The following is a 20,260-nucleotide window of genomic DNA, read 5'->3' on the forward strand; positions in this document are numbered from 1 at the left end:
ATGCCGCAGAGCGGCCGCATGATTTGCGTATAAGTTGCCAAACGAGAATACTACCACGTAAAACGCCCGCTCACGCGCTTTCCATAGCGAAAAAGGCTCCTATTTTCCGAAATTGAAAGGAGCAAAGAACCACACGACGCGACCGAGAATGCGCACGGAATCGTTGTCGCCCTCGGCGGACGAATACTTCTTCTTTTTGAAACGTGGGTCATAAGAGCTGGGAACGAGTTCAACGGAACTCTTATGGAAGTTCACGATTTTGACGGTCGCGTCAGTTCCGCCCACGCGCACAGCGTAGATTTTCCCGCTGACCCATTCCGCATCGGGGTCAATAAGCGCAATGCACCCGTCCGGAATGCAGCGATTCATCGACTCGCCCGACACGCGCAGCAAAAAGGAATCTGGATAGGCGTTGTAGATGTGCCCTGGAATAGGCATGGTCTCGCCAACGTCGATCATCTCAATCGGCGCTCCCGCGGCAATCGCCCCGTAAAAAGGGACGTCCACCACATCGAGACCCCTTGCTCGCTTAAGCGTTTTGCAGGCATAGCCGTATTCTTCGCTGAAAATGTCGTCATGCGAAAGCTCGGGGAATGCTTTGAAAAACTCGCTGGCATTTACTTTTCGGGGAAGGCTCTTGCCGTCCTCCCACGCAGATATAGACGTTTGGGAAACTCCAAGAATATTGCCCAGCCCTTCTTGCGAAAAGCCCTTGTGCGCGCGAAATGCCTGAATATTTCGCCCAATGAAATTTTCCATTGACTCCCCTTTTCAACTGCGGATAAAAGTCTAACAGGTTGAATAATGGACATAATTGACATGGACGGATTACCAGTTAAACTGGTAACTACTTATGCTTTGAAACACGAATGGAGATGGGGCATGAAAAGCTGGATGCAGCAAGCCCGCGAAGCGGCGGGGCTTACTACCATCGAATGTGCCAAGGCGCTTCTCCTATCAGAAAAAGAGTATCTCATAAGGGAAAACAACCCCGGCATGTTAACGATTGACGAGCTTGTGGCGCTCAGCTTCGAGCTTAACGACGAGAGCCGCCGCATCATCGTCGAAGGCGTTCGCAGCGCGATTCTGTAGGACCCTCCACCGTTTTCCGCAAAACCAAGCGCGCTTTTCACGCATCGCACACCACAAACACCCGAATCTGTCCGCCAAATCGGCTCAAAAAAAGGCGTCTGAACAGCAGATTTATAGAAAGTAGAGTATACTTTTCCTCAGTTGGAGGGCTCTGGAGCCCCATGGCCACAAAATGTGGAGGTGCGCAATGTCGAACAAGCACGAATTCAAAACGATTGTTGTCCCCTACGACGGTTCCGACCAAGCGAAGCACGCCTTTTCAATGGCGTGCGACCTTATCGGCGACGACCCCGATGCCAAGCTCATGCTGCTGCACGTCGTGCCTTCGGGCATGGTCGGCACAATGGATAATGCAGAAGGCAATACCATCGATGGAGTGCCGTGGGGCTTGCTCGATTACGAAACGTACAAAGACGTGGTCAATGCTGCCCTCGATCGCGTGAAGAAGGAAGTGCTCGACAGCCTTGGCGACAGCGCCAATGATACGCGTATTACCGTCGAAGCCATCGCCGACACCTCGCCCGCTGAAGCGATTGCGAAGTATGCCGCAACGCATGGAGCCGACCTTATCGTTATGGGACGCCGCGGATTGGGAGCATTGCGCGGCATGCTCGGCTCGGTAAGCTACGGCGTACTCCATAGCGCAGAAATGCCCGTGCTCACCGTGAAATAGAGCACACAAACTATGACAGAAAATAAGCCGGGAAGCATCTGCATCCCGGCTTTTTATATGCCACAGCTCGCATCAAACGCGTCGCGAGCCGCATCTTGGCAAACGGGCAATCAAACGCGACAAGTCCGAAGACCTCCTACAGCCGCCAGGCAGCTGCTTCCTTTTGCAGCGCGACCATGCGGGCAAATTCTCCGCCTGCCGCCTTGAGCTGCGCCGGAGTACCCTGTTCGGCGACCACGCCGTCCTTGAGCACAACAATCTTGTCGGCATTTTCGACCGTTCGCATGCGGTGGGCGATCACGATGACCGTTTTGCCAGCGAGCAGGCGAGAAAGTGCCTGCTGCACCACGGTCTCGTTCTCTACGTCCAGGCTCGCCGTTGCCTCGTCCAGCAGCACCATCGGCGCGTCCTTGAGTAACGCACGAGCGATGGAGATGCGCTGGCGTTCGCCACCGGAAAGCTTGGAGCCGTTCTCGCCGATCATGGTGTCGTAGCCCTGCGGCATACGGCGCACGAACTCGTCGCAGTTGGCAGCACGAGCGGCTGCAATAACCTCCTCGTCGGTGGCATCGCGACGGCCTAGACGAATGTTGCCCATCACCGTGTCGTCAAAGAGCAGCACGTCCTGAAACACGATGGCGTAGTCGCGCAGCAGCACCTCGGGGTCCACGCTCGCGACATCCACGCCACCCACAGTAACCTTGCCCGCGGTGGCATCCCAAAAGCGCGCGGCCAGACGGCTAACCGTAGACTTACCGGAACCCGAAGGACCGACCAGCGCCGTAACCTCGCCTTCCTTGGCGGTAAAGCTCACATCGGTAAGAACTTTCTCGCCGGCGCGGCCGTCCTCGCCTGCACCATAACCAAATGCCACGTGATCGAACACCACGTCGTGGCCCGCAGGCTCAAACTTCTCGTCGCCCTGCGCCACGGGCTCCTCCATGATGGAGCGCATGCGCTTGGCCGAAGACTCGGCGGCAAACAGCTCGGTCATCAACATCAACGCCTGGTCAAAGGGCGCATAGATGCGGCTCACCATAAGCAGGAAGGCAAACATCACCAAAAAGTCGACCTGGCCGGCGGCGACCATCGCGGCGCCCGTGACCAGCGTGGTAGCGATACCCAAACGAAGGATGGCAAAGGCGGAGTTAACCAACAGGCCGCTGGCGAGCTCTCCCTTGGTGGTCTCGCGCTCCTCGGCGTCGATCGCGGCGTTGAGGCCCTCAAGATAATGCGTCTCCTGATTGGTCGCGCGAATCTCGCGCACGCAGTCGAGCGTCTCTTGAATGGCCTCGGTGACCTTGACCTTCTCGGCGCGGACACGATCGAAGACCGGGGCCATGGGTCCGCGCGTCATAAACAGCACGGCAAAGGCAACGGGCACGCTCCAAAACGCCGCAATCGCCAGCTGCCAGCAAAAGAACAGCGACGCCACAAACACAATGGCGCTCGCAATGATGGCGCCCCAGAGCTCCCCGAGCACGTGGCTGTAGGCGTGCTCCATGGTCTGGACATCGCCCATGATGGTCTCGGTTAAATCGGCCAGGTCGCGACGGCCGAAAAACGACAGCGGCAGTTTGCGCAAGCGCTCGGCGATCTCCATGCGTTGCTTGCCGCACTCCTCGTAAAAGATGCAGTAGGTGTAGTAGTACTGCTGCCAATTGGAGGCAAAAAGCAGTACGAAAAAGACGACGAGGCCGCCCACGATAGGCAGTGCGTCCGGCAGATCGGCCCCGCTGGTGAGGTGCTCGATAAAGCCGGCCATGACCAGGAACAAAAAGCCCATGCCGGCCATGGTGATGAGATTGGTGAGCGCGGTCCAGAACATGCCGCGCTTTACGCCGGCGATACCTTTGTCGGACAGGAAATACTTCTTTTGGAATGAGGCGAACATTTAAGCCTCGCCTCCCTTCGCGGCGGCAACATCTGCGGTCGCGGCAGTGATCTTCCAGCTCGCGGCCTGCTCATACTCGGCCCACATCTTGGCGTACAGGCCATGCCGACTCAGCAGCTCGGCATGGGTGCCCGACTCCTGCACGCCGCCCTGGTTGAGCACCACAATTTGGTCGGCGCCCACCACGGTCGAAAGTCGATGCGCGATCATAATGACGGTGCGGCCCGCCGCCAGCTTGCTAAAGGCGCGCTGGATGAGCGCCTCGTTCTCGGGATCGGCAAAAGCCGTTGCCTCGTCGAGCACCACGATGGGCGCGTCCTTGAGGATGGCACGAGCAAGCGCCACGCGCTGCACCTCGCCGCCCGAAAGATATGCTCCGCCGGCGCCGAGCATGGTATTGATGCCCTGTGGGAGCTTGGCAACGATATCATCGCACTGCGCCGCAGAGAGGGCCGAACGCACCTCGTCATCGGTGGCAGAAGGCCTGGAGGCGCGCACGTTATCGGCAAGCGTTTGTCGGAACAGTTGGTTGGTCTGAAACACAAAGGCGACCTGGTCCATAAGCTCATGCGGATCCATGTCGCGAACGTCCACTCCGCCTACGAGCACGCGACCCGAGGAGACATCCCAAAAACGAGGGATGAGGCTTGCGCACGTCGACTTTCCGCCACCCGAGGGACCCACTAGGGCGAGGGTACTGCCTGCGGGGACGCTAAAGCTTACGTGGCTGACGGCAGGTGCTTCGGCACCCTCGTACGTAAAGCTCACGTCCTCAAAACGCACATCGCCGCCAACAGGGTGCTTAGGCTGGGCGGGCACGGGGAGCTGCTCGGACTCCATGATGCTTCGGATACGCGCCAGCGAATCGGCACTCATCTGAGATGCTTCGCCCACAAACATGAGCTTGGTCATAGCCGTCGGCACCACAGCAGAGAAGATCGCGTAAAAGGTGAAGTTGGTCAAAAAGTGCGCGAAGTCCGTCTCGCCTGGTGCTAACAGCAGCGCCACAGGTAAAAAGAACGCCACGAGACCGTTCAGCGCGGTCAGGTTGAGCACCTGCGGGCCGCGGCAGAACGTACCCGCATAGTCTTGCGCCATGCGCGCATACTCGGCAATCGCATCGTGGAAAGCCTTAAAAGAGTAGACCGTCTGCTGAAACACCTTGACCACGGGAATGCCGCGCACGTATTCGGTGCCGGTCTTGTTCATCTTGACCAGCGCACCCATGTAGGCCTTCATGAACTCGGCGCCCTTGCCGCTCATCATGGTGGCCATGGCGCCAAACGAAATGACGACCGAGATGAGGCACGCAGCACCCAAACGCCAATCGAGAGCAAAAAGCAACACGAGCAGGCCCACGACCATGGCGGCGGCGCCCGCGGTATCGGGCAGCATGTGCGCGAGCAGCGTCTCGGTAGAGGCGGCACACCCGTCTACGATACGACGCGACTCGCCGGTGGCATGCGTGTCAAAGTAGCCCAGCGGCAGTTTAAGCAGATGTTCGCTCGTAGCCTTGCGGATATTGGACGCGCAGCGAAACGCGGAGAGGTGCGTGCACATGAGTCCCGCAAAATAGACCACGATGCTTGCCAGGGCAAAGCCCACGGCCCACCAGCCATACATCGCGATGTCGCAGGCTTCACTCCAGTTAGGTGCCACGGCGATCAAATCGCGCGCGACAAGCCAAATGCACACGTACGGGCCAAAGCTCAGCAGCTGCGAGAGCGCCGAGAGCACCATGCCCAAATAGGTGAGCGATTTCCTGCTCCCGGCATAATCGAGCAATTGCGCGATTCCTCCGCGTTTGCGGCCTTTCCGATTATTCGAATTACGAGCGGAATCGCATTCCGCAGCGCGCATCGACTGAAAGTCTTCAGACATAGGCATTCCTTCTTCCCAGTTTCGATAATGAATAAAAACTCGGGCATCGCCAAAAGATACTTGTCAGTTACCCAAGCGAAACTTATCATTAAAGGAAGCCATGGCGAACATTTATCGCTACCTCTGTACGAAACCGAAAAAGCGAAAGACAGAATCGAATGGTGACCTCAAATTCGCATCTCTGTATTCCCCGCGCTCTGCGCTCACTTTACGAACCGCAGCTCAACCAATTCGACATCACGCTCCATCCCAATGGGGATGGCTGGTCTGGCACGGGACAAAGCCAATGGGGTCGAGGGTCGGCATGGGGCGCGGCAATAGGCGATTACTGCATCGTATTCAGCCATGAGATATGCATTGAACAAGAAATGAGGCTCATTGAATCGCCCCAAAGCGCGTATGCGTGCGTATGCCTTGTCTCGGAAGACACCCAAGTCACAATGCCAAAAACGATTGCCCAACCTCGCGCTCTGCTTGATGGCTCGCTCTACTCTTTCGTTCAACCCGCGGGACAATTCACGGGCCGCCTTCAAAAGGGCGGCGTCTACGCATCACGGTGCATCTGCTTTCTCCCTGAATATTTCGAAGAACTCGACGCTCAATGGCCCGGTACGTTCGCAGGGATGTTCGAAAGATTCGCGGATCCATGGAACGAAGAGGAATCCCGCGTCATTATGACGACGCTCTTAGGAACAGGGCCTCAACACGCGCCAGGCTTCGGACTGCTCCTACGCGCGCGGGTAGAGCAGATGGTCGCAACACTCGCAGCTGCGCAAAACAAGGAATACACCGCGCAGCAACGATTAGCGGCGCGCAAGAGAGACGGGCTCGCGCTCAAAGCCCAGATTATTATTGAAAGGATGATCGACGAAGGTCGCACACCCGCAGTGGGCGAAATTGCGCGCAGGCTTTTCGTGAGCCGGTCTCATCTTTGCGCACAATTCGACAAGGAAACAGGCCAAAGCATCGGTCGTTACGCAAAGACGCGCCGCATCGAGCGAGCAAAAACGCTGCTTGTGAATGGTGAATCAGTCGGTATCGTCGCAGCCAGACTTGGATGGCCGCGATGCTCGGCATTCTCACAAGCATTCAAACAGGCGACGGGAGTTTCTCCTTCCGAATGGCGCAACCTCTAACGCGACAGCGCCACGGATATAAAACGAGCTTAGTCAAAGAATGCGCTATGCCGCCGCATTCTTCGCAGCGACCTCGGCAGCATTTTCGGCAATCGTGCCGTCGTTCATATCCATGGCTTGAGCAACTTTGCTCGCGGCATCCGACGCGGCATCGGCCGCCTCGCCAGCAGGCATGAACGCCATCTTTTTCGCAACCTCGGCGATGCCGGATGCCTTTACGACGGCCTTGAACGGCTCCGGAGCCTCGAACATAGAGCCGTCGGCGTTAATGGGGGCAATGATTTCAACCTCATAGGTGCCCGGGTCAATTTGCACGCGCGTCGATGCGTTCAATGTGAGCGCGGTGCAAAAATCCACAGCTTCGCCAGCGTCGCTCGTGCCAGAGATATGGGCAATAGCGGGTGATGCCGTTTCAGCGTCATATCCCTCGGCGGAAATACGCATGCCGAGCGTTCCCTTTTCCGCCGCGGCCTGCTGCTCAGCAGTGGGTTGCTCGTTTTCGATAGCTTGCGCGGCGTCGGCCATCGACGAGCCGGAACCCTTTTCCGCATCGCGGGGCATAAGCACGAAAATAATTGCGGCAACGAGCACCACAACGATAAGGCAGCCGACCACAACGGCGGCTTTTTTCTTCGCAGGAGTATCCACGCGCTCGCGAGACTCTTCCGATGCCTGGTTAGATTCGTTGTTGTTTTCGATTTGCCTATCTTCAGTCATTGCGCGCCCGCCTATTCATTGCCCAGGCAGAAACGCATCGCACTCACGCTTACTGAGCCAATGCCTTCCTGCAAAACTCGGCTATTGTACGTCCACATCACGAGGCACGTTCCACGCTTCAAGATTTGCCACATGGTTCTCATCTATTACACGCACCCCTACGTCACGCAACGCAGCGGCAGCAATGCCCCACCCCTCGCAAAGCGTTCCAGAAAAGGTGCCGTCAAACACCGTTCCGCATCCGCACGAGGGACTTTTCGATTTCAAAATCGCGACGCGCGCTCCGCTCGATTGGGCCTTTTCGACAGCGATGCGCGCGCCCGCCTCATACTGAGCCGTGCAATCAACCCCATCAATGGAAATCGCGCGCACGCCATCGGGCGTCTTGCGCAGCTCGCACGGCGCATGGGGCACCGGCAAGCCGCCTTCGACCTCGGGACACAAAGGAATAAGAACGTGACCAGCATCGACAAGGCCGCATACCGCTTCGCAAGGCTTCGACCCGCCATCGTAACGACACGAATAGCCGAGCAAACACGCACTCACGAGAATATCCATCGTTGCCAGCCTTTCGAAAACAGGGGGAACAAAATACGGCCATGCGTCACCACAACACACAGCGGGTTCCATGCACGAAGAACATACGCTGCCATCTTATCGCAGGAAAGAACAACGACATGGTGCCGGTCGCTTCAAGCGCCCTCAGGCCACATCGCTGGTACCGCCGCCAATTGCCACCAATTAGCACTCACGAACGCTCGCAAGGCGCCCTTACGCGAAACCGACAAGCGTTTCGCATTTCAGTAAAGACAGCCGCATGCCGTCCCTCGCAGGTCCCGAGTACGATACAATCTCAGCATCAGTCAACAAAGCGGCAACAATCGCCAAATCGGCCCTATTGATTCCCGCTGAAATGCCCTTCTTGAAAGGAAGCCATCATGAACTGCCCGAATTGCGGAAAAGAATCTGTCGAAGGCGCGAAGTTCTGCGAATCCTGCGGCGCTCCCTTGGTCTCCGAGGTGAGTGAGCCGGCCGCAAAGCCCGCCGCTCCCGTTCCTCCCGCTCCCGCATCACCCTTCGATGCCCCAGAGCCATCCATGCCCGTCAACACCGACATGGCGCAGCCGAGCGCGCCTCAGGCCCCTGCACAAACGCAATCAGGCTATGCGCCTTACGAGCCGCCCGCGCAACCCTACGGCACCCAAAACGGCTATGCTGCCCCCAATGCCAATACGCAGCAGGGTTACTACGCCCAACCCGACCCCTCACAACAAAACCCTTACCAGAATGCCTACCAGGCACCATATGGCCAGCCCGCCTATCAAGGCGCGTATAATGGCGCGATTTACCCCATGTCCGATTCCGATCGCACACTGCGCCTCATCAACTTCATCCTGTGCCTCGTTTCGACCATCACCTGCGCCCTTTTGATCATTCCGCTCGCATGGATGCTTCCCATGACGATCATCAGCTGGGGAATCTACAAGGGCAAGAAGCGCAATACCACCGCATTTGGCGTGTGCACGCTTCTGTTCGTGAATCTCATTGGCGGCATCTTGCTCCTGTGCTCGCATAAAGATCAATAACGACAGCACCGCAACAAAGCTCGAACAACGCAACGAAGAATGGCCCGCAAGGGCCATTCTTTATGGGTATATGCGGTTGTCGCACCTGTGCGTCGATGCCCTCCAACAAACAAAGGCTAACCGGTGCATAAGAATTCCGAAAAGGTTTTGACGCCTGGCTCCTAGCGTTTCTGCAACACCACGTAGCGATTCATCGCGCCGCTCTTTCCGTCGGCGGAAAAACGAGCAATCTCGCGAGCTTTGTTTTGGCTGCATAAGGAATCGACGAGCGCATCGATTTCCCGTTCTTCGAAATGATGGCAATAACGCCACAATCCAGGTTCGTTTTGCCATCCGAGGAAATAATCGCCTGCTTCAAGCTGAGACGCATCGAGGCCAGCAGCGACAAGCTCGCTCGTCGCCTTCGAATTCCACGCTACAGCCTTTTTCGCAAACTTCTCATCGCCCATGAATTGCCAAAACGACGCGCACACAATACCGCCCGGGGCTGCCTTTTGAAGAAGCGCATCGATAAGCTGCGCGCGAAGCTCAAACGAGGGAACGTGGTGGAAGAACCCGAAGCATCCGACCAGATCACACGCGTCAGCATCGATTGCGGTCGCCAAACCCACGCCGGCCGCGAGCTCACCAATGATATCGAGGTTTTGGAAACAAGCGGAAAAGCCCTCGCCAGCAGGCAGGTGCGGAACCAGCCCCGCACAGTCGTCGACGGCAAAGTAGTCAATGTGACGGCCGCGAAGTTCTTCACGGAGAAACGCAGCAAAGCGCATATTGCCGCACGCCGCATCAAGCACGCGAACGGAAGCGCCCTTTCGGTTTGTTCCAGGCTGCACAGTTGCGCAGTCGCATGAACACACGCCCGCGTCATCGCATGAACGAGCATCCGCGTCGTCGAACGGCAGCGCATCTACGCCGCCGCTAGGCTGTTTGCAATCGTCATCGCATGAATACATACCTGCGTCATCGCACGAATGCACGCCCGCGTCGTCGCACAGCCGCAGGGCGCCGCAACCTTGCGCCGCTTCCAAACACGTGCGCCAACCAACCCACGGGGCGTTGCGCGTCGCAGAAAACGAAGGCGCGCAACGCGCATAGAAATCATTGTTCACCTGTCGCAGAAAGTCGATCGTCGTTGCGTCCAATGCGGTTCCCTTGAAAAAACGAGAGCTTACGCCCTCACTCTACTTGCTAAACAAAAGCGGCGCCTCTCACAAAGCGCCGCTTCAAACAATATCTCACGAGCGAGACGAGAATCGCGCTTCGCATGCACGAAACGCCCTCGCCCGCAAAAAGCTCAGCTCAGCCTACTCGACAGCGTTGGCCACAGCGGCAGCCACAACCTCGACCGCGCGCGGATCAAACGGCTCAGGCATGATGAAGTCTTCGCAAAGCTCCTCGTCGGTCACGAGCGCGGCGAGCGCCTCAGCGGCGGCAAGCTTCATTTCTTTGGTGATGCGCGTCGCGCGGGCCTCGAGGGCGCCCTTGAAAATACCGGGGAATGCAACCACGTTGTTAATCTGGTTCGGGAAGTCGGAACGACCCGTACCCACCACGCGGGCGCCGGCAGCGCGCGCAACGTCGGGGAAAATCTCGGGCGTCGGGTTGGCCATCGCGAACAGGATCGCATCCTCGTTCATCGACTGCACCATTTCGGCGCTCACGATGCCCGGAGCGGAAACGCCCACGAAAATGTCGGCGCCGCGCATGGCGTCGGCAAGGCCGCCCTTTTCGTCATTGAGGTTCGTCGTGGCGAGCATTGCGCGCTGCGCCTCGTTGATGCCCTCGCTGGTCGAAGAAATAATGCCACACCTATCGCACAGAAGCAGGTTGCGGAAGCCATAGTTCAGCAGCAGTTTCGCGATGGCGATGCCTGCCGAGCCCGCGCCATTGACGACAACGCGGCATTCTTCCTTCTTCTTGCCCGTCAGGCGCAGCGCGTTGATCACGCCGGAAAGCACGACGATGGCGGTGCCGTGCTGGTCGTCATGGAACACGGGAATATCAAGCTCGTCGATCAAACGGCGCTCGATTTCGAAGCAGCGCGGCGCAGAGATATCTTCCAGGTTAATGCCGCCAAAGCTCGGGGCCAAGCGCTTCACAGTTTCGACGATTTCATCGACGTCCTGCGTGTCGAGGCACAAAGGCACGGCATTCACGCCGCCAAACGCCTTGAACAGGGCGCATTTACCCTCCATAACAGGCATCGCGGCCAAAGGACCGATGTTGCCCAGACCGAGCACGGCCGAGCCATCGGAAACCACGGCAACCGTGTTCGCCTTCATGGTGTACTTGTAAGCATCGGCGGGGTTGTCGGCGATTTTGCGGCACGGCTCAGCAACGCCCGGCGTGTACGCCAGCGCCAGATCTTCGCGCGTTTTGATATCCATCTTCGGAACGGTATTGAGCTTGCCCTGCCACTGCTCGTGCAAACGCAGCGATTCTGCAGCGATATCCATGAAGAATTTCCTTTCAACCCGCGGCTCCACGCCGCAAACGATGCCGACGGCCCTTGGCCGCCAAAGCTAGCTTCGGCGATTATACCCGTTGCGATGCGCGCCCCACGCCGCATAACGACAAGCGGCGCAACATCTGCGAAAACAGCCCATACAAAAAGGCCCCGCATAATGCAGGGCCTTTGCGGAGAAGAACGTACGTTTCCATCTAGAGCGCTATTGCTGGACTTCGCTTGCAAAAAAGCGAGAAGTAAAAATCACGCAAGACATCCCATACTGCCAGCGTTGAAACAACAGGGGACGAACGTCTATCTATTTTAGTTCGTTCCACGCATCGTCTGACCGCCATTAGGGTGGCACTGGCCGCAGGTATCAACCTGCTGGGCATGGCCCTTGTGGCACTCATTGCAATTCAGCTGGCCATGAGGGGAATCGTGCGGATTATACGGTTCCAAATCGGCAGTCTGTTCAGCAAGAGCCTCATAGCTATCACCGTGACACGACAGGCACGTATCATTGTCAACATAATAGCGATCGGCCAAGCCAAGATTGTCGGTATCGCCCGACAGCTGACTTCCAAGCTCAGCAACCTGCGTGTTAATGTCGGCTTTATGGCAGTCAAGGCACGTCGTGCCCTCGTTCACGCCATGCCAATGGGCAAGGCCCGCTCCATTCGTATCGTCGGTGCCATAGTAATTATCAACATGCTCGCTCATAGAGCTATGACATACCGTGCCACAAAAACTCGGCGTATTGTGCCATGCGAAACCGCCGATACCAGCAACAACGAATACGGCAATGACAACGCCCACAACAACGGGCCAGCGCTTTTTGCCGACCTTTTCCGCCTTCGCCGTTTCGACCTGGGCGGCTTCCTTCATTTCTTCAGTCATTTAATTCACCCCCTGCGCGGCGGTCTGGCCCGAAACATAACCAAAGGTCACGCAACGACCAACCGACGGGCCGAAAATATGGCGCGGATAGTTACCCGAGAAAAAGCCGCCCGACGCACCGCCCGCAGCAAACAAGCCCTCAATAGGCTCGTTATCATAATCGAGCACACGGCAATGGTAGTCCACGACCAAGCCCGACACGGTCGCCAAAATAGACGACTGATGCTTGATGGCGTAGTACTTTTCGCCTTCAACCTTCGTAGCCTTGGCCATTGGACGATTGAACATCTCGTCTTTCTTGTTGTCGACAAAGGTATTAAACTGCGCAACTTCGGCCTTCAGCGTATCAGCAGGCACACCCATCCATTCGGCGAGCTCATCAAGGCTCGAAGCCTCATGCGCCCAATCCTTCTCAATATAGGGCTGCAGTTTCTCGAGAATAGCATCGGCGTTTTTGCCAAGCTGGGTGGTAGAAGCCACACGGAAGGTTTTCGTGCCATAATGAGCCTGTGCCGTAATAGCATTGGAGCGAGCCTGGAACGGCAGGCCCTCGCTGCAGAAGCGACGACCCTGCTCGTTGACCATGATGCCCTGCGAGACAAGCGCCGTAATGCCCAAGTTGCTCGCATAGAACGAATCTGGGCTGCCAAAGTCGAAGTTCATGATGGCCGCTGGCAGCGGATCCATCTGACCGCCCACGGCCAAGCCCATCAGCTGGCCGTCGCCCGTCGTGCCCTCGTTGGGGCACCAACTCGCGCATGCGGCAATATCTTCAGCACGACACCACGCCTTAAGCATGGCAGGGTTCGCATCAAAGCCGCCCGTCGCCAGCACAACGCCCTTCGAAGCATTCACGCGGAAATAGCCGTCGGAGTCTTTGCAAATGGCGCCCGTTACGCGTCCCTCGTCGTTGCGCTCCAGCTGCACAGCCGCGGTATTGTAGCGCAGGTCAGCATTTTCGCGCTTGCCCAGCGTATTGGCTAGGTCTGCGACAATGTAAATGCCGGCTCCACCAGCATTTTTCGTCGTTGTCTCGCTCCACTGCTCGCATTTGAATTCGATTTCCGTCTGCGGGACATCGAAATTATGCGCATTCGGGTTGTTGGCCTTATAAACCTCGACGATGCCAGCTTCGCCCTCATCGAATTTCTCCTGCAGCCAATCAGCGGCCTCGCCAGAACGATCCGCCCACAATTTAATGGGGTCGATGGGGACACGATAGTACGCAGCATGACGCATGCGGTCCATCATCTCTGCCTTGTCAACCACGTTGCCGACAGCCTCCATCACGCTGCCGCCAACAACGCCCATGCCCTCAAACATGCCGCGACCCTTAGACATCTTCTCAATGCAAAGTACGCGAGTCTTGCCGTCGTCACTCGCAGCCAATGCAGCAACCGACCCCGTAAGACCGCAGCCGCATACCAAGACGTCGGTTTCCTCGGTGCGAACAATTTCATTTTCCGCGATGGAGCGCATCTCGAACGCAACATTGCCCTGACGCACGATGCCGCTTTCGACATCGATCACGGGCACGTTGCGCGTTTTTACTGGAAACGCGTCGGTGTACAGGCTTTCATTGAAATCGCCGCAACCGCCCTTGTTTTCGACCGCCATGCCACTTTGGGCATTGTCGCCCGAACAGCCAGCGAGGCCCAATGCCCCACCAGCAGCCGCAGCACCAATAAGGCTCAGTCCTGCTGCGCGCACAAAACCGCGGCGGGAAAGCCCTTCAGTCCCTTCTGCCAATGTTCCTCCCTTAATCAACTCGGCGTCACGCGGCTCCATTCCGCAACGACGCCCCTTCCTTCACGCGCAAAACACGCGCCGACGGCCTTGACGAATCCTCAATACAAGGCCGTACATAGTACGGCTTTACGACAAGACGTATCTTAGTACGCTGTACGGAGTATTTCAAGACTACTGTTTGAAGACATTTCGAATGACTCGATTAGCGCACCATGCATTGACGCAACTTATGGGAAGAATGAGGGCAATCGCTCCTTGGCTGCATAACAAAGCGTTAGAATTCAATCAAAACGAAGCCCGCCATTAAAAGCGAGCGAAGCAAGGACCTCTACACCATCCAAGGAGCGTCTGTGGCCGAGAAAACCACCAGCGAACAAGCCAAGAATCGTACGGGCAAATCAAAGCCCGGCATGGAACGATCACTTTCGCAAGGGCAGGTGGTCGATGCAGCATTTCGCATGATTGACGAGCACGGCTACGGGAAATTTTCTATGCGTGCCTTGGCCGATAATCTTGGCATGGGAACCATGAGCATCTACACCTACGTTCCATCCAAGCAACAACTTCTCTTTCTTGTAATTCAAAAAATGATGGACGAGTACGACAATGCCCCCGTCCCGGGAGAGTTTTGGGAAGACACATTGCATCGCACTTGCGAATCGATTCTCACGGTAAACCTTCGCCACCCCAACATTCGCATTATGCAGCTTCAAACGCAGCTCAACCCGCCGCAACAGCATCAACGAAGCGTCTACTACCTGCATGCCGACCAAGGCATGCCGCTCAAGGTATATGAGGTCATGTATGGCGTACTGCGCTCGTTCCTTACTGGCTTCATCGATGCCGCGGCGAAACGCCAGCTCGAACTCGAAGAACAGGGCGACGATTCCAATGCGGGCGGCGAATGGTCGCGCATCTCCGCGAACGACACCGACCTCGAGCTCTTCCGCCAAGGCATCGACTTCATCATCGCCGGCACGCGGACATTCGCCATGCCAGACCCATGCGACTGGCACACACCGAACGATCCGTTAAGCTGGACATGGGGTCGGGGGGAATAGCCGCCCATCTATCGAAACCGCTTGATGCAGCAAAATGCTTTATTTTCGCAGGTTTTAGAATCATCGGCGCAAGGCGAGCGAAAAGTTAGGCGCGAATCCCAGCCCAAAGTCCTGAGCATTAATGAGCTACTCGCGGCAATTTGAAAAAACCTGCGCAAATCGCGGCTTTTTGAAAACGACGTCGGCGCGAATCGGAATCGCATCACGCCTTCCGTTACAATTCGCGTATGGAAGATTTCATTTTGGACATACTCGCTCGCATTCGCGAGCTTGAACGCGCGCTCACGGCAAACGAGCTCGAAGATATCGTGCGCGCCCACAACCAGGGAATACGCGAAAACCAATCGCATATCTCGAAGCGACGCGCACTGCCGTTTTTTCTCAAAGTGCGCGAGAGCGACCCGCAGCGCTGGGCCTCGTGGAACATTTCGACCAACGAAGACGCCCTTCTGCTTCAAACCTTGCGCATGAAACCGCGTCGCACCGCATCGGGCGTCGCCACCATCACCGTCATAACCAAGCCGTGGCTCTGCTCGGGCGCGTGCATCTATTGCCCCAACGACGTGCGCATGCCGAAAAGCTATTTGCACAACGAACCCGCATGCCAGCGTGCAGAACGTAACTGCTTCGACCCCTACCTGCAGGTGTCATCGCGCCTGCGCGCGCTCACGAGCATGGGCCATGTGACCGACAAAATCGAGCTCATCGTATTGGGTGGCACGTGGAACGATTACCCCGAAAGCTATCGCATCTGGTTCGTGCGCGAACTGTTCCGTGCCCTTAACGACGCGAAAGAAAGCGATACGAAGCGCGCTGACAACGCATGCGAGAAGACCTCGGCAGTCGTCCCGCACGATAACTCCCTTACGCAAAGGAGCGAAGTCGACGACAAAAATGACCGCGACGAAATCGCTGATGACACTGATTCAGCCAATCAACCCATCACCGCGCGTGCATTCGCCCACCAAAACGAAACCGAACGTCGCGCGTTCTACGACGAGGTGGGTATATCACACGACCCCGAGGCACTTGCCGAGGCATGCACCTACGCTCAACAGCGCGTATACAACGGCGAAGAGACCCACGCCCAGGCGATTCGCGAACTCTACGGCGATAATCACGCTTGGCAACACGTATCGACCATGCAAATCGCCACGCTCGACGACGTTTTCCACGAGCACGTGCGCAACGTAAACGCCGCGCACCGCAACGTGGGCCTCGTCATTGAAACGCGCCCCGATTCCATCAACTGCGAGTCGCTCGCCCTTATGCGCGCGCTCGGCTGCACCAAAATCCAAATGGGCGTGCAAAGCCTCGACGAGCACGTGCTCAAGGCGAACAAACGCTATACCTCGCCCGAGCAAATCGCTCGGGCATTCGCGCTCTGCCGCCTTTTCGGCTTCAAATCGCACGCGCACTTCATGGCGAACCTGCATGGGGCCACGCCTAACGGCGACGCCTCCGATTTCCGCACGCTCGTAAGCGACACGCGCTTCTTGCCCGACGAGGTGAAAATGTACCCCTGCGCGCTCATCGATGGCACGGGGCTCATGGCGCACTATGCCGACGGCACGTGGCGGCCCTACAACGAACGCGAACTCGTGGGCGTGCTTGCCGACAACGTGCTCGCAACCCCGCCTTACACGCGCATCTCACGCATGATTCGCGATTTCTCATCGGGCGATATTGTCGACGGGAATAAGAAGGTCAACCTTCGCGAAGTCGTGGAAGCGGAAGCCGATCGCTTAGCCGCACAAAACGACACGCCAATCCAGGAGATTCGTCATCGCGAACTCGCGGGAGCGCAGACGGAAATCGGTAAGCTATCGCTCGTCGATTTCGAATACGAAACCTCAAACACAAACGAGCATTTCCTGCAGTGGGTGACGCCCGAAAATCGCATCGCTGGCTTTTTGCGCCTCTCGCTCCCCTGCCAGCACGAGGTCGAAAAGTTGCAAGAAACCGAAGGCGCCTTCCCTATCGAAGCCGGACAAGCCATGATTCGCGAAGTGCATGTATACGGAAAGGTCGCCCAGCTTCACGGCGAGGGGCAAAACGCTCAGCACCGAGGCCTCGGCAAAGCGCTCGTCGAGCGCGCATGCGAAATCGCACGCGATGCCGGCTATCGAAGCATCAACGTCATTAGCGCCATTGGCACGCGCGGCTACTATGCCCGTCTCGGATTTGAACAAGCCGAGCTTTACCAGCGACGAACCCTGCGCTAGCGAGCCGCCGAATGGTTACAATATCGGCAACGCAACCATTCGAGGAGGAATACATGGCGCAAGCTCAAACAAAGCTTACAACGTGGCAAGCCGCATGCATTATTACTGGCTATGGCGTAGGTAGCGGCATCATGACGCTGCCGTATCTCGTCAATCGCGCGGGGATCATTTCATGCATCGTCATCCTGCTTATCGCTTTCTTCTTCAGCTATTGCATGCACATGATGCTTGCAGAAATGATCATCGGCTCGGGTCGCGACGCCCAAATTGTCACCATGTTCAAAAAATTCTTGTTCAAAGGAAAGTTCGCAAGGGTCCTAACCGCAGTTTTCTTCGCACTTACCGTTGTCGTGCTCATCGCAAATTTAGCCGCATACATTGCCGGCGGCGCAGAAATCCTGCAAGCAGCCGGGCTTCCCCCTATGGCAGCCAAGCTCGTCTTCTACGCTATCGCAGCATCGGTTGTCTTGTTCGGATTAAAAGTACTCGGCATGTCCGAGTCGATTTCAATTGCAATCATCATTGCAATCATTGCCGTTTTGGCTGGAGCCTCCCTGTTTCACCTCGACAATCCGTTCAATCTCTCCGCAGGCCAACCTAATGAGCTGCTCGCATTCTTCGGCATGGCGATGTTCTCATTCGTTGCTTTCTTTAGCGTGCCTCAAGCAGTACAGGGACTTAATGGAGACCCCACGAAAGTGCGGCATGCCATCCTCCTTGGGCTTGGACTGAATCTCGCATTCATCGTCGTCATCGTCGGATGCTCGCTAGCTGCATCGGCTTCCATAACCGAGCTCGCCATAATCGGCTGGTCGCAAGGCATCGGCACATGGGCGCAAGTGCTCGGCTCGGTTTTCACTATACTCGCGATGCTCACGACGTATTGGTCTATCTCTTTAGCATTGTCGGATATCGTACGCGAGCAAACCAACTGGAATAAAAATCTCTGCTGGCTCATCGCGACACTGCCTTCGCTGCTCCTCGTACTCGCAAATGCTGGAAGCTTCCTTGATATTATGCGCATTGTCGGCGGACTCATCTCGGTCATGATTGCCATCTTGGTCGTTCCTGCCTATCGTGCTTGTCGAAAAGAAAATGGGCAAACGCTGCTACCAACCTCCCTTAGCAGTCTGCCCATGCAAATCCTAGTTGCTGGAGCATTTATCATTGCGGCCGTCGGAAGCGCCGTGAGCATTTAGGAGGATCGAATGAAAACGGTATTCACCAACGCCATCTTCCATACTATGGAAGACGAGAACGACCTCTGTGGCACCATCGTCGTCGAGGACGGCCGCATCGTGGCACTTGATTCGCCTGCAGGTGGGCGAAGCCCACTTAACATAGATGAGCTCGCGACAAAAGATACCAAAGTCGTCGACCTGCATGGTGCGCATGCATTTCCTGCACTCATTGACTCGCATATGCATATGATGGAAGCAATCGCTTTCAACGCTATGACCGTCGAGATATGCCATTTCGAAAATGGCTCTGTCGAACCACATACTTTAACGGGAGCCGAGAGCATTATTCGCAACCATGTCGCCAACACAAAACCCGATTCGCTTTCAGTATTCGCCAACTACTTCGCCGCAACGTTCGATGAAGGCCGCCTTCCCACGCGCTTCGAGCTTGACGACTGGGGCGCCGGACGCGAGATACTCGTTCTCAATTTCGACGGACACTCAAGCTCCTGTTCTACCTCCCTGCTCAAGGCGGTTGGGCTTTTCGGAAAAGTAGCAGACAATGGCATTCTAAGTGGCCCCGACCACGATGCGAACATCGGAACGCTCACGGCGCATGCTGTAGGGTCTCTCACCCCTGCAGCGATAGCACGCGGCACCGCTGAATTCTGCAACGCATGCGCTTCGTACGGCATCGGAACGATATGCGCACTCGAAGGGACCGACGACGGCCCTCGCGACCGTGCAGTGGAAGCCTTTGCGCATTACGCCAAGCGCCTCCCTCTTGACGTCCGCCTGTTTCCGCAATACATGGATGAGGAAAGGCTCTCCCGAGTACTGCCCACCATGCGCACGCCACGCGTCGGCGGATGCATGAAATGGGAGCTCGACGGGTCAGTCGGGTCGCATACGGCCGCATTCGAAACACCTTATATAAACGGATCGCAAGGTTCGCTTTACTTCGAAACGGAGAAGCTAGAAAAAACCGTTCGAAGCCTCGCCGAACGAGGCTTCACGGTATCGGCCCACGCGATTGGCGAGTTGGCTATTGAACAGCTCGTCGGCATTTACGAGCGCCTCAATGAAAAAGACGCAATCGTCACCAACCCCGATGCCCCAGGTGCGGCGCGCATAAAGCACCGCATCGACCACTGCGAGTTTCCTTCGGTCAGCGACAGGGAACGAATTAACGTTCTTCGACCTTATATAACCATCCAGCCTGGCTACTCATGGATAGACAAACGATACTTGCACGGATATGAGAGGCTCCTCTCACCCGAAAAAATCAATCAGCAAATTCCGTTGAAAGACTTCGCCGAGGCTGGCATTCCAATGCTTGGTTCAAGCGACGCACCAGTGCAAACCGTCGATCCCTATTTACAAATGCGCGGAATGCGAGAGTTTTACTTGGAAGACCAATCGCTCACTGCTTTCGAGGCTCTGAAGACCTATACAGTGAACGGCGGAGCGGCGCTCGGCGAGGCCAAGGGACTTCTGCGCGAAGGATACGAGGCGAGCTTTTTCACCTGTGATGTAGACCTCATAAAATGCGAGCCGTCTGAGCTGGAAGGATTCCATGCCACCAGCCTTTGGATGCATGGAAAGCGCTATGAGCCCCTTCCAGCAAACATTTCAACACTTGCGCGAATTGCCGTTACCAAGCCTCGCCTGATTTAGGAAAACGCAGAATCGAAAAAAATGGGCTGTTCTCAAAAGAAC

The 20,260-nt window shown here is 56.6% G+C and carries 17 protein-coding genes; 8 read left to right on the top strand and 9 right to left on the bottom strand.

Annotation, left to right across the window (positions count from 1 at the left end):
• Window positions 1-99 precede the first annotated feature (99 nt).
• The gene (locus Q0D41_RS02300) at window positions 100-759 is read right to left on the bottom strand and encodes a LexA family transcriptional regulator (protein ID WP_288483433.1); all 660 of its coding nucleotides are present in this window, start codon (window positions 757-759) and stop codon (window positions 100-102) included.
• A 45-nt stretch (window positions 760-804) separates the two neighbouring features.
• Between Q0D41_RS02300 and Q0D41_RS02305 the strand changes: the two genes are divergently transcribed.
• Both Q0D41_RS02305 and Q0D41_RS02310 read left to right on the top strand, forming a co-directional pair.
• Window positions 805-1,092: a hypothetical protein gene (locus Q0D41_RS02305; protein WP_288483435.1), complete on the top strand. Its 288-nt coding sequence runs from the start codon at window positions 805-807 to the stop codon at window positions 1,090-1,092.
• 187 nt (window positions 1,093-1,279) lie between these two features.
• Window positions 1,280-1,765: a universal stress protein gene (locus Q0D41_RS02310; RefSeq protein WP_288483437.1), complete on the top strand. Its 486-nt coding sequence runs from the start codon at window positions 1,280-1,282 to the stop codon at window positions 1,763-1,765.
• A 136-nt stretch (window positions 1,766-1,901) separates the two neighbouring features.
• On the opposite strand, the gene Q0D41_RS02315 is transcribed toward Q0D41_RS02310, so the two are convergent.
• Window positions 1,902-3,659, bottom strand: coding sequence for an ABC transporter ATP-binding protein (locus Q0D41_RS02315; RefSeq protein WP_294374634.1), 1,758 nt, complete (start codon window positions 3,657-3,659; stop codon window positions 1,902-1,904).
• Complete coding sequence (locus tag Q0D41_RS02320; protein WP_294374637.1) at window positions 3,660-5,540, bottom strand: ABC transporter ATP-binding protein; 1,881 nt, start codon at window positions 5,538-5,540, stop codon at window positions 3,660-3,662.
• Between the two features lie 158 nt (window positions 5,541-5,698).
• Between Q0D41_RS02320 and Q0D41_RS02325 the strand changes: the two genes are divergently transcribed.
• On the top strand, window positions 5,699-6,676 hold the full coding sequence (locus tag Q0D41_RS02325) for an AraC family transcriptional regulator (RefSeq protein WP_288483445.1): 978 nt from the start codon (window positions 5,699-5,701) through the stop codon (window positions 6,674-6,676).
• A gap of 45 nt (window positions 6,677-6,721) precedes the next feature.
• On the opposite strand, the gene Q0D41_RS02330 is transcribed toward Q0D41_RS02325, so the two are convergent.
• Window positions 6,722-7,393, bottom strand: a complete 672-nt coding sequence (locus tag Q0D41_RS02330) for a hypothetical protein (RefSeq protein ID WP_294374642.1) — start codon at window positions 7,391-7,393, stop codon at window positions 6,722-6,724.
• Between the two features lie 81 nt (window positions 7,394-7,474).
• Window positions 7,475-7,951: a DUF523 domain-containing protein gene (locus tag Q0D41_RS02335; RefSeq protein ID WP_288483449.1), complete on the bottom strand. Its 477-nt coding sequence runs from the start codon at window positions 7,949-7,951 to the stop codon at window positions 7,475-7,477.
• 380 nt (window positions 7,952-8,331) lie between these two features.
• On the opposite strand from Q0D41_RS02335, the gene Q0D41_RS02340 reads away from it, so the two are divergent.
• The gene (locus Q0D41_RS02340) at window positions 8,332-8,979 is read left to right on the top strand and encodes a zinc ribbon domain-containing protein (protein WP_288483450.1); all 648 of its coding nucleotides are present in this window, start codon (window positions 8,332-8,334) and stop codon (window positions 8,977-8,979) included.
• A 161-nt stretch (window positions 8,980-9,140) separates the two neighbouring features.
• Here Q0D41_RS02340 and Q0D41_RS02345 read toward each other — a convergent pair whose 3' ends face one another.
• From Q0D41_RS02345 to Q0D41_RS02360, 4 genes are all read right to left on the bottom strand, one after another.
• Entirely contained in the window at window positions 9,141-10,121 is a 981-nt protein-coding gene (locus Q0D41_RS02345; RefSeq protein ID WP_294374648.1) for a hypothetical protein, read from the bottom strand.
• 162 nt (window positions 10,122-10,283) lie between these two features.
• Window positions 10,284-11,435, bottom strand: coding sequence for an NADP-dependent malic enzyme (locus Q0D41_RS02350; RefSeq protein WP_294374651.1), 1,152 nt, complete (start codon window positions 11,433-11,435; stop codon window positions 10,284-10,286).
• 314 nt (window positions 11,436-11,749) lie between these two features.
• Window positions 11,750-12,325 carry a cytochrome c3 family protein gene (locus Q0D41_RS02355; protein WP_294374654.1) on the bottom strand — a complete coding sequence of 192 codons (576 nt, stop codon included), beginning with the start codon at window positions 12,323-12,325 and terminating at the stop codon, window positions 11,750-11,752.
• A complete protein-coding gene (locus tag Q0D41_RS02360) occupies window positions 12,326-14,113 on the bottom strand; it encodes an FAD-binding protein (protein ID WP_294374658.1) in 1,788 nt (595 codons plus the stop codon).
• Between the two features lie 311 nt (window positions 14,114-14,424).
• On the opposite strand from Q0D41_RS02360, the gene Q0D41_RS02365 reads away from it, so the two are divergent.
• The 4 genes from Q0D41_RS02365 (at window position 14,425) to Q0D41_RS02380 (ending at window position 20,218) form a co-directional block, all read left to right on the top strand.
• Window positions 14,425-15,135: a TetR/AcrR family transcriptional regulator gene (locus Q0D41_RS02365; protein ID WP_294374661.1), complete on the top strand. Its 711-nt coding sequence runs from the start codon at window positions 14,425-14,427 to the stop codon at window positions 15,133-15,135.
• A gap of 242 nt (window positions 15,136-15,377) precedes the next feature.
• Window positions 15,378-17,360 (top strand): elongator complex protein 3, encoded by a 1,983-nt coding sequence (locus tag Q0D41_RS02370; protein WP_294374664.1) that lies wholly within the window; start codon window positions 15,378-15,380, stop codon window positions 17,358-17,360.
• A gap of 53 nt (window positions 17,361-17,413) precedes the next feature.
• A complete protein-coding gene (locus Q0D41_RS02375) occupies window positions 17,414-18,559 on the top strand; it encodes an aromatic amino acid transport family protein (protein WP_294374665.1) in 1,146 nt (381 codons plus the stop codon).
• 9 nt (window positions 18,560-18,568) lie between these two features.
• Window positions 18,569-20,218, top strand: a complete 1,650-nt coding sequence (locus Q0D41_RS02380) for an amidohydrolase (RefSeq protein WP_294374667.1) — start codon at window positions 18,569-18,571, stop codon at window positions 20,216-20,218.
• Window positions 20,219-20,260 lie beyond the last annotated feature (42 nt).

The organism is uncultured Slackia sp. (assembly GCF_934630525.1).
Lineage (GTDB): Bacteria > Actinomycetota > Coriobacteriia > Coriobacteriales > Eggerthellaceae > Slackia.

Bases quoted from the DNA above. Each gene is read 5' to 3' on its own strand.
- Q0D41_RS02300 (WP_288483433.1), bottom strand. From the start codon at position 759: ATGGAAAATTTCATTGGGCGAAATATTCAGGCATTTCGCGCGCACAAG.
- Q0D41_RS02305 (WP_288483435.1), top strand. From the start codon at position 805: ATGGACATAATTGACATGGACGGATTACCAGTTAAACTGGTAACTACT.
- Q0D41_RS02310 (WP_288483437.1), top strand. From the start codon at position 1,280: ATGTCGAACAAGCACGAATTCAAAACGATTGTTGTCCCCTACGACGGT.
- Q0D41_RS02315 (WP_294374634.1), bottom strand. From the start codon at position 3,659: ATGTTCGCCTCATTCCAAAAGAAGTATTTCCTGTCCGACAAAGGTATC.
- Q0D41_RS02320 (WP_294374637.1), bottom strand. From the start codon at position 5,540: ATGTCTGAAGACTTTCAGTCGATGCGCGCTGCGGAATGCGATTCCGCT.
- Q0D41_RS02325 (WP_288483445.1), top strand. From the start codon at position 5,699: ATGGTGACCTCAAATTCGCATCTCTGTATTCCCCGCGCTCTGCGCTCA.
- Q0D41_RS02330 (WP_294374642.1), bottom strand. From the start codon at position 7,393: ATGACTGAAGATAGGCAAATCGAAAACAACAACGAATCTAACCAGGCA.
- Q0D41_RS02335 (WP_288483449.1), bottom strand. From the start codon at position 7,951: ATGGATATTCTCGTGAGTGCGTGTTTGCTCGGCTATTCGTGTCGTTAC.
- Q0D41_RS02340 (WP_288483450.1), top strand. From the start codon at position 8,332: ATGAACTGCCCGAATTGCGGAAAAGAATCTGTCGAAGGCGCGAAGTTC.
- Q0D41_RS02350 (WP_294374651.1), bottom strand. From the start codon at position 11,435: ATGGATATCGCTGCAGAATCGCTGCGTTTGCACGAGCAGTGGCAGGGC.
- Q0D41_RS02355 (WP_294374654.1), bottom strand. From the start codon at position 12,325: ATGACTGAAGAAATGAAGGAAGCCGCCCAGGTCGAAACGGCGAAGGCG.
- Q0D41_RS02360 (WP_294374658.1), bottom strand. From the start codon at position 14,113: ATGGAGCCGCGTGACGCCGAGTTGATTAAGGGAGGAACATTGGCAGAA.
- Q0D41_RS02375 (WP_294374665.1), top strand. From the start codon at position 17,414: ATGGCGCAAGCTCAAACAAAGCTTACAACGTGGCAAGCCGCATGCATT.
- Q0D41_RS02380 (WP_294374667.1), top strand. From the start codon at position 18,569: ATGAAAACGGTATTCACCAACGCCATCTTCCATACTATGGAAGACGAG.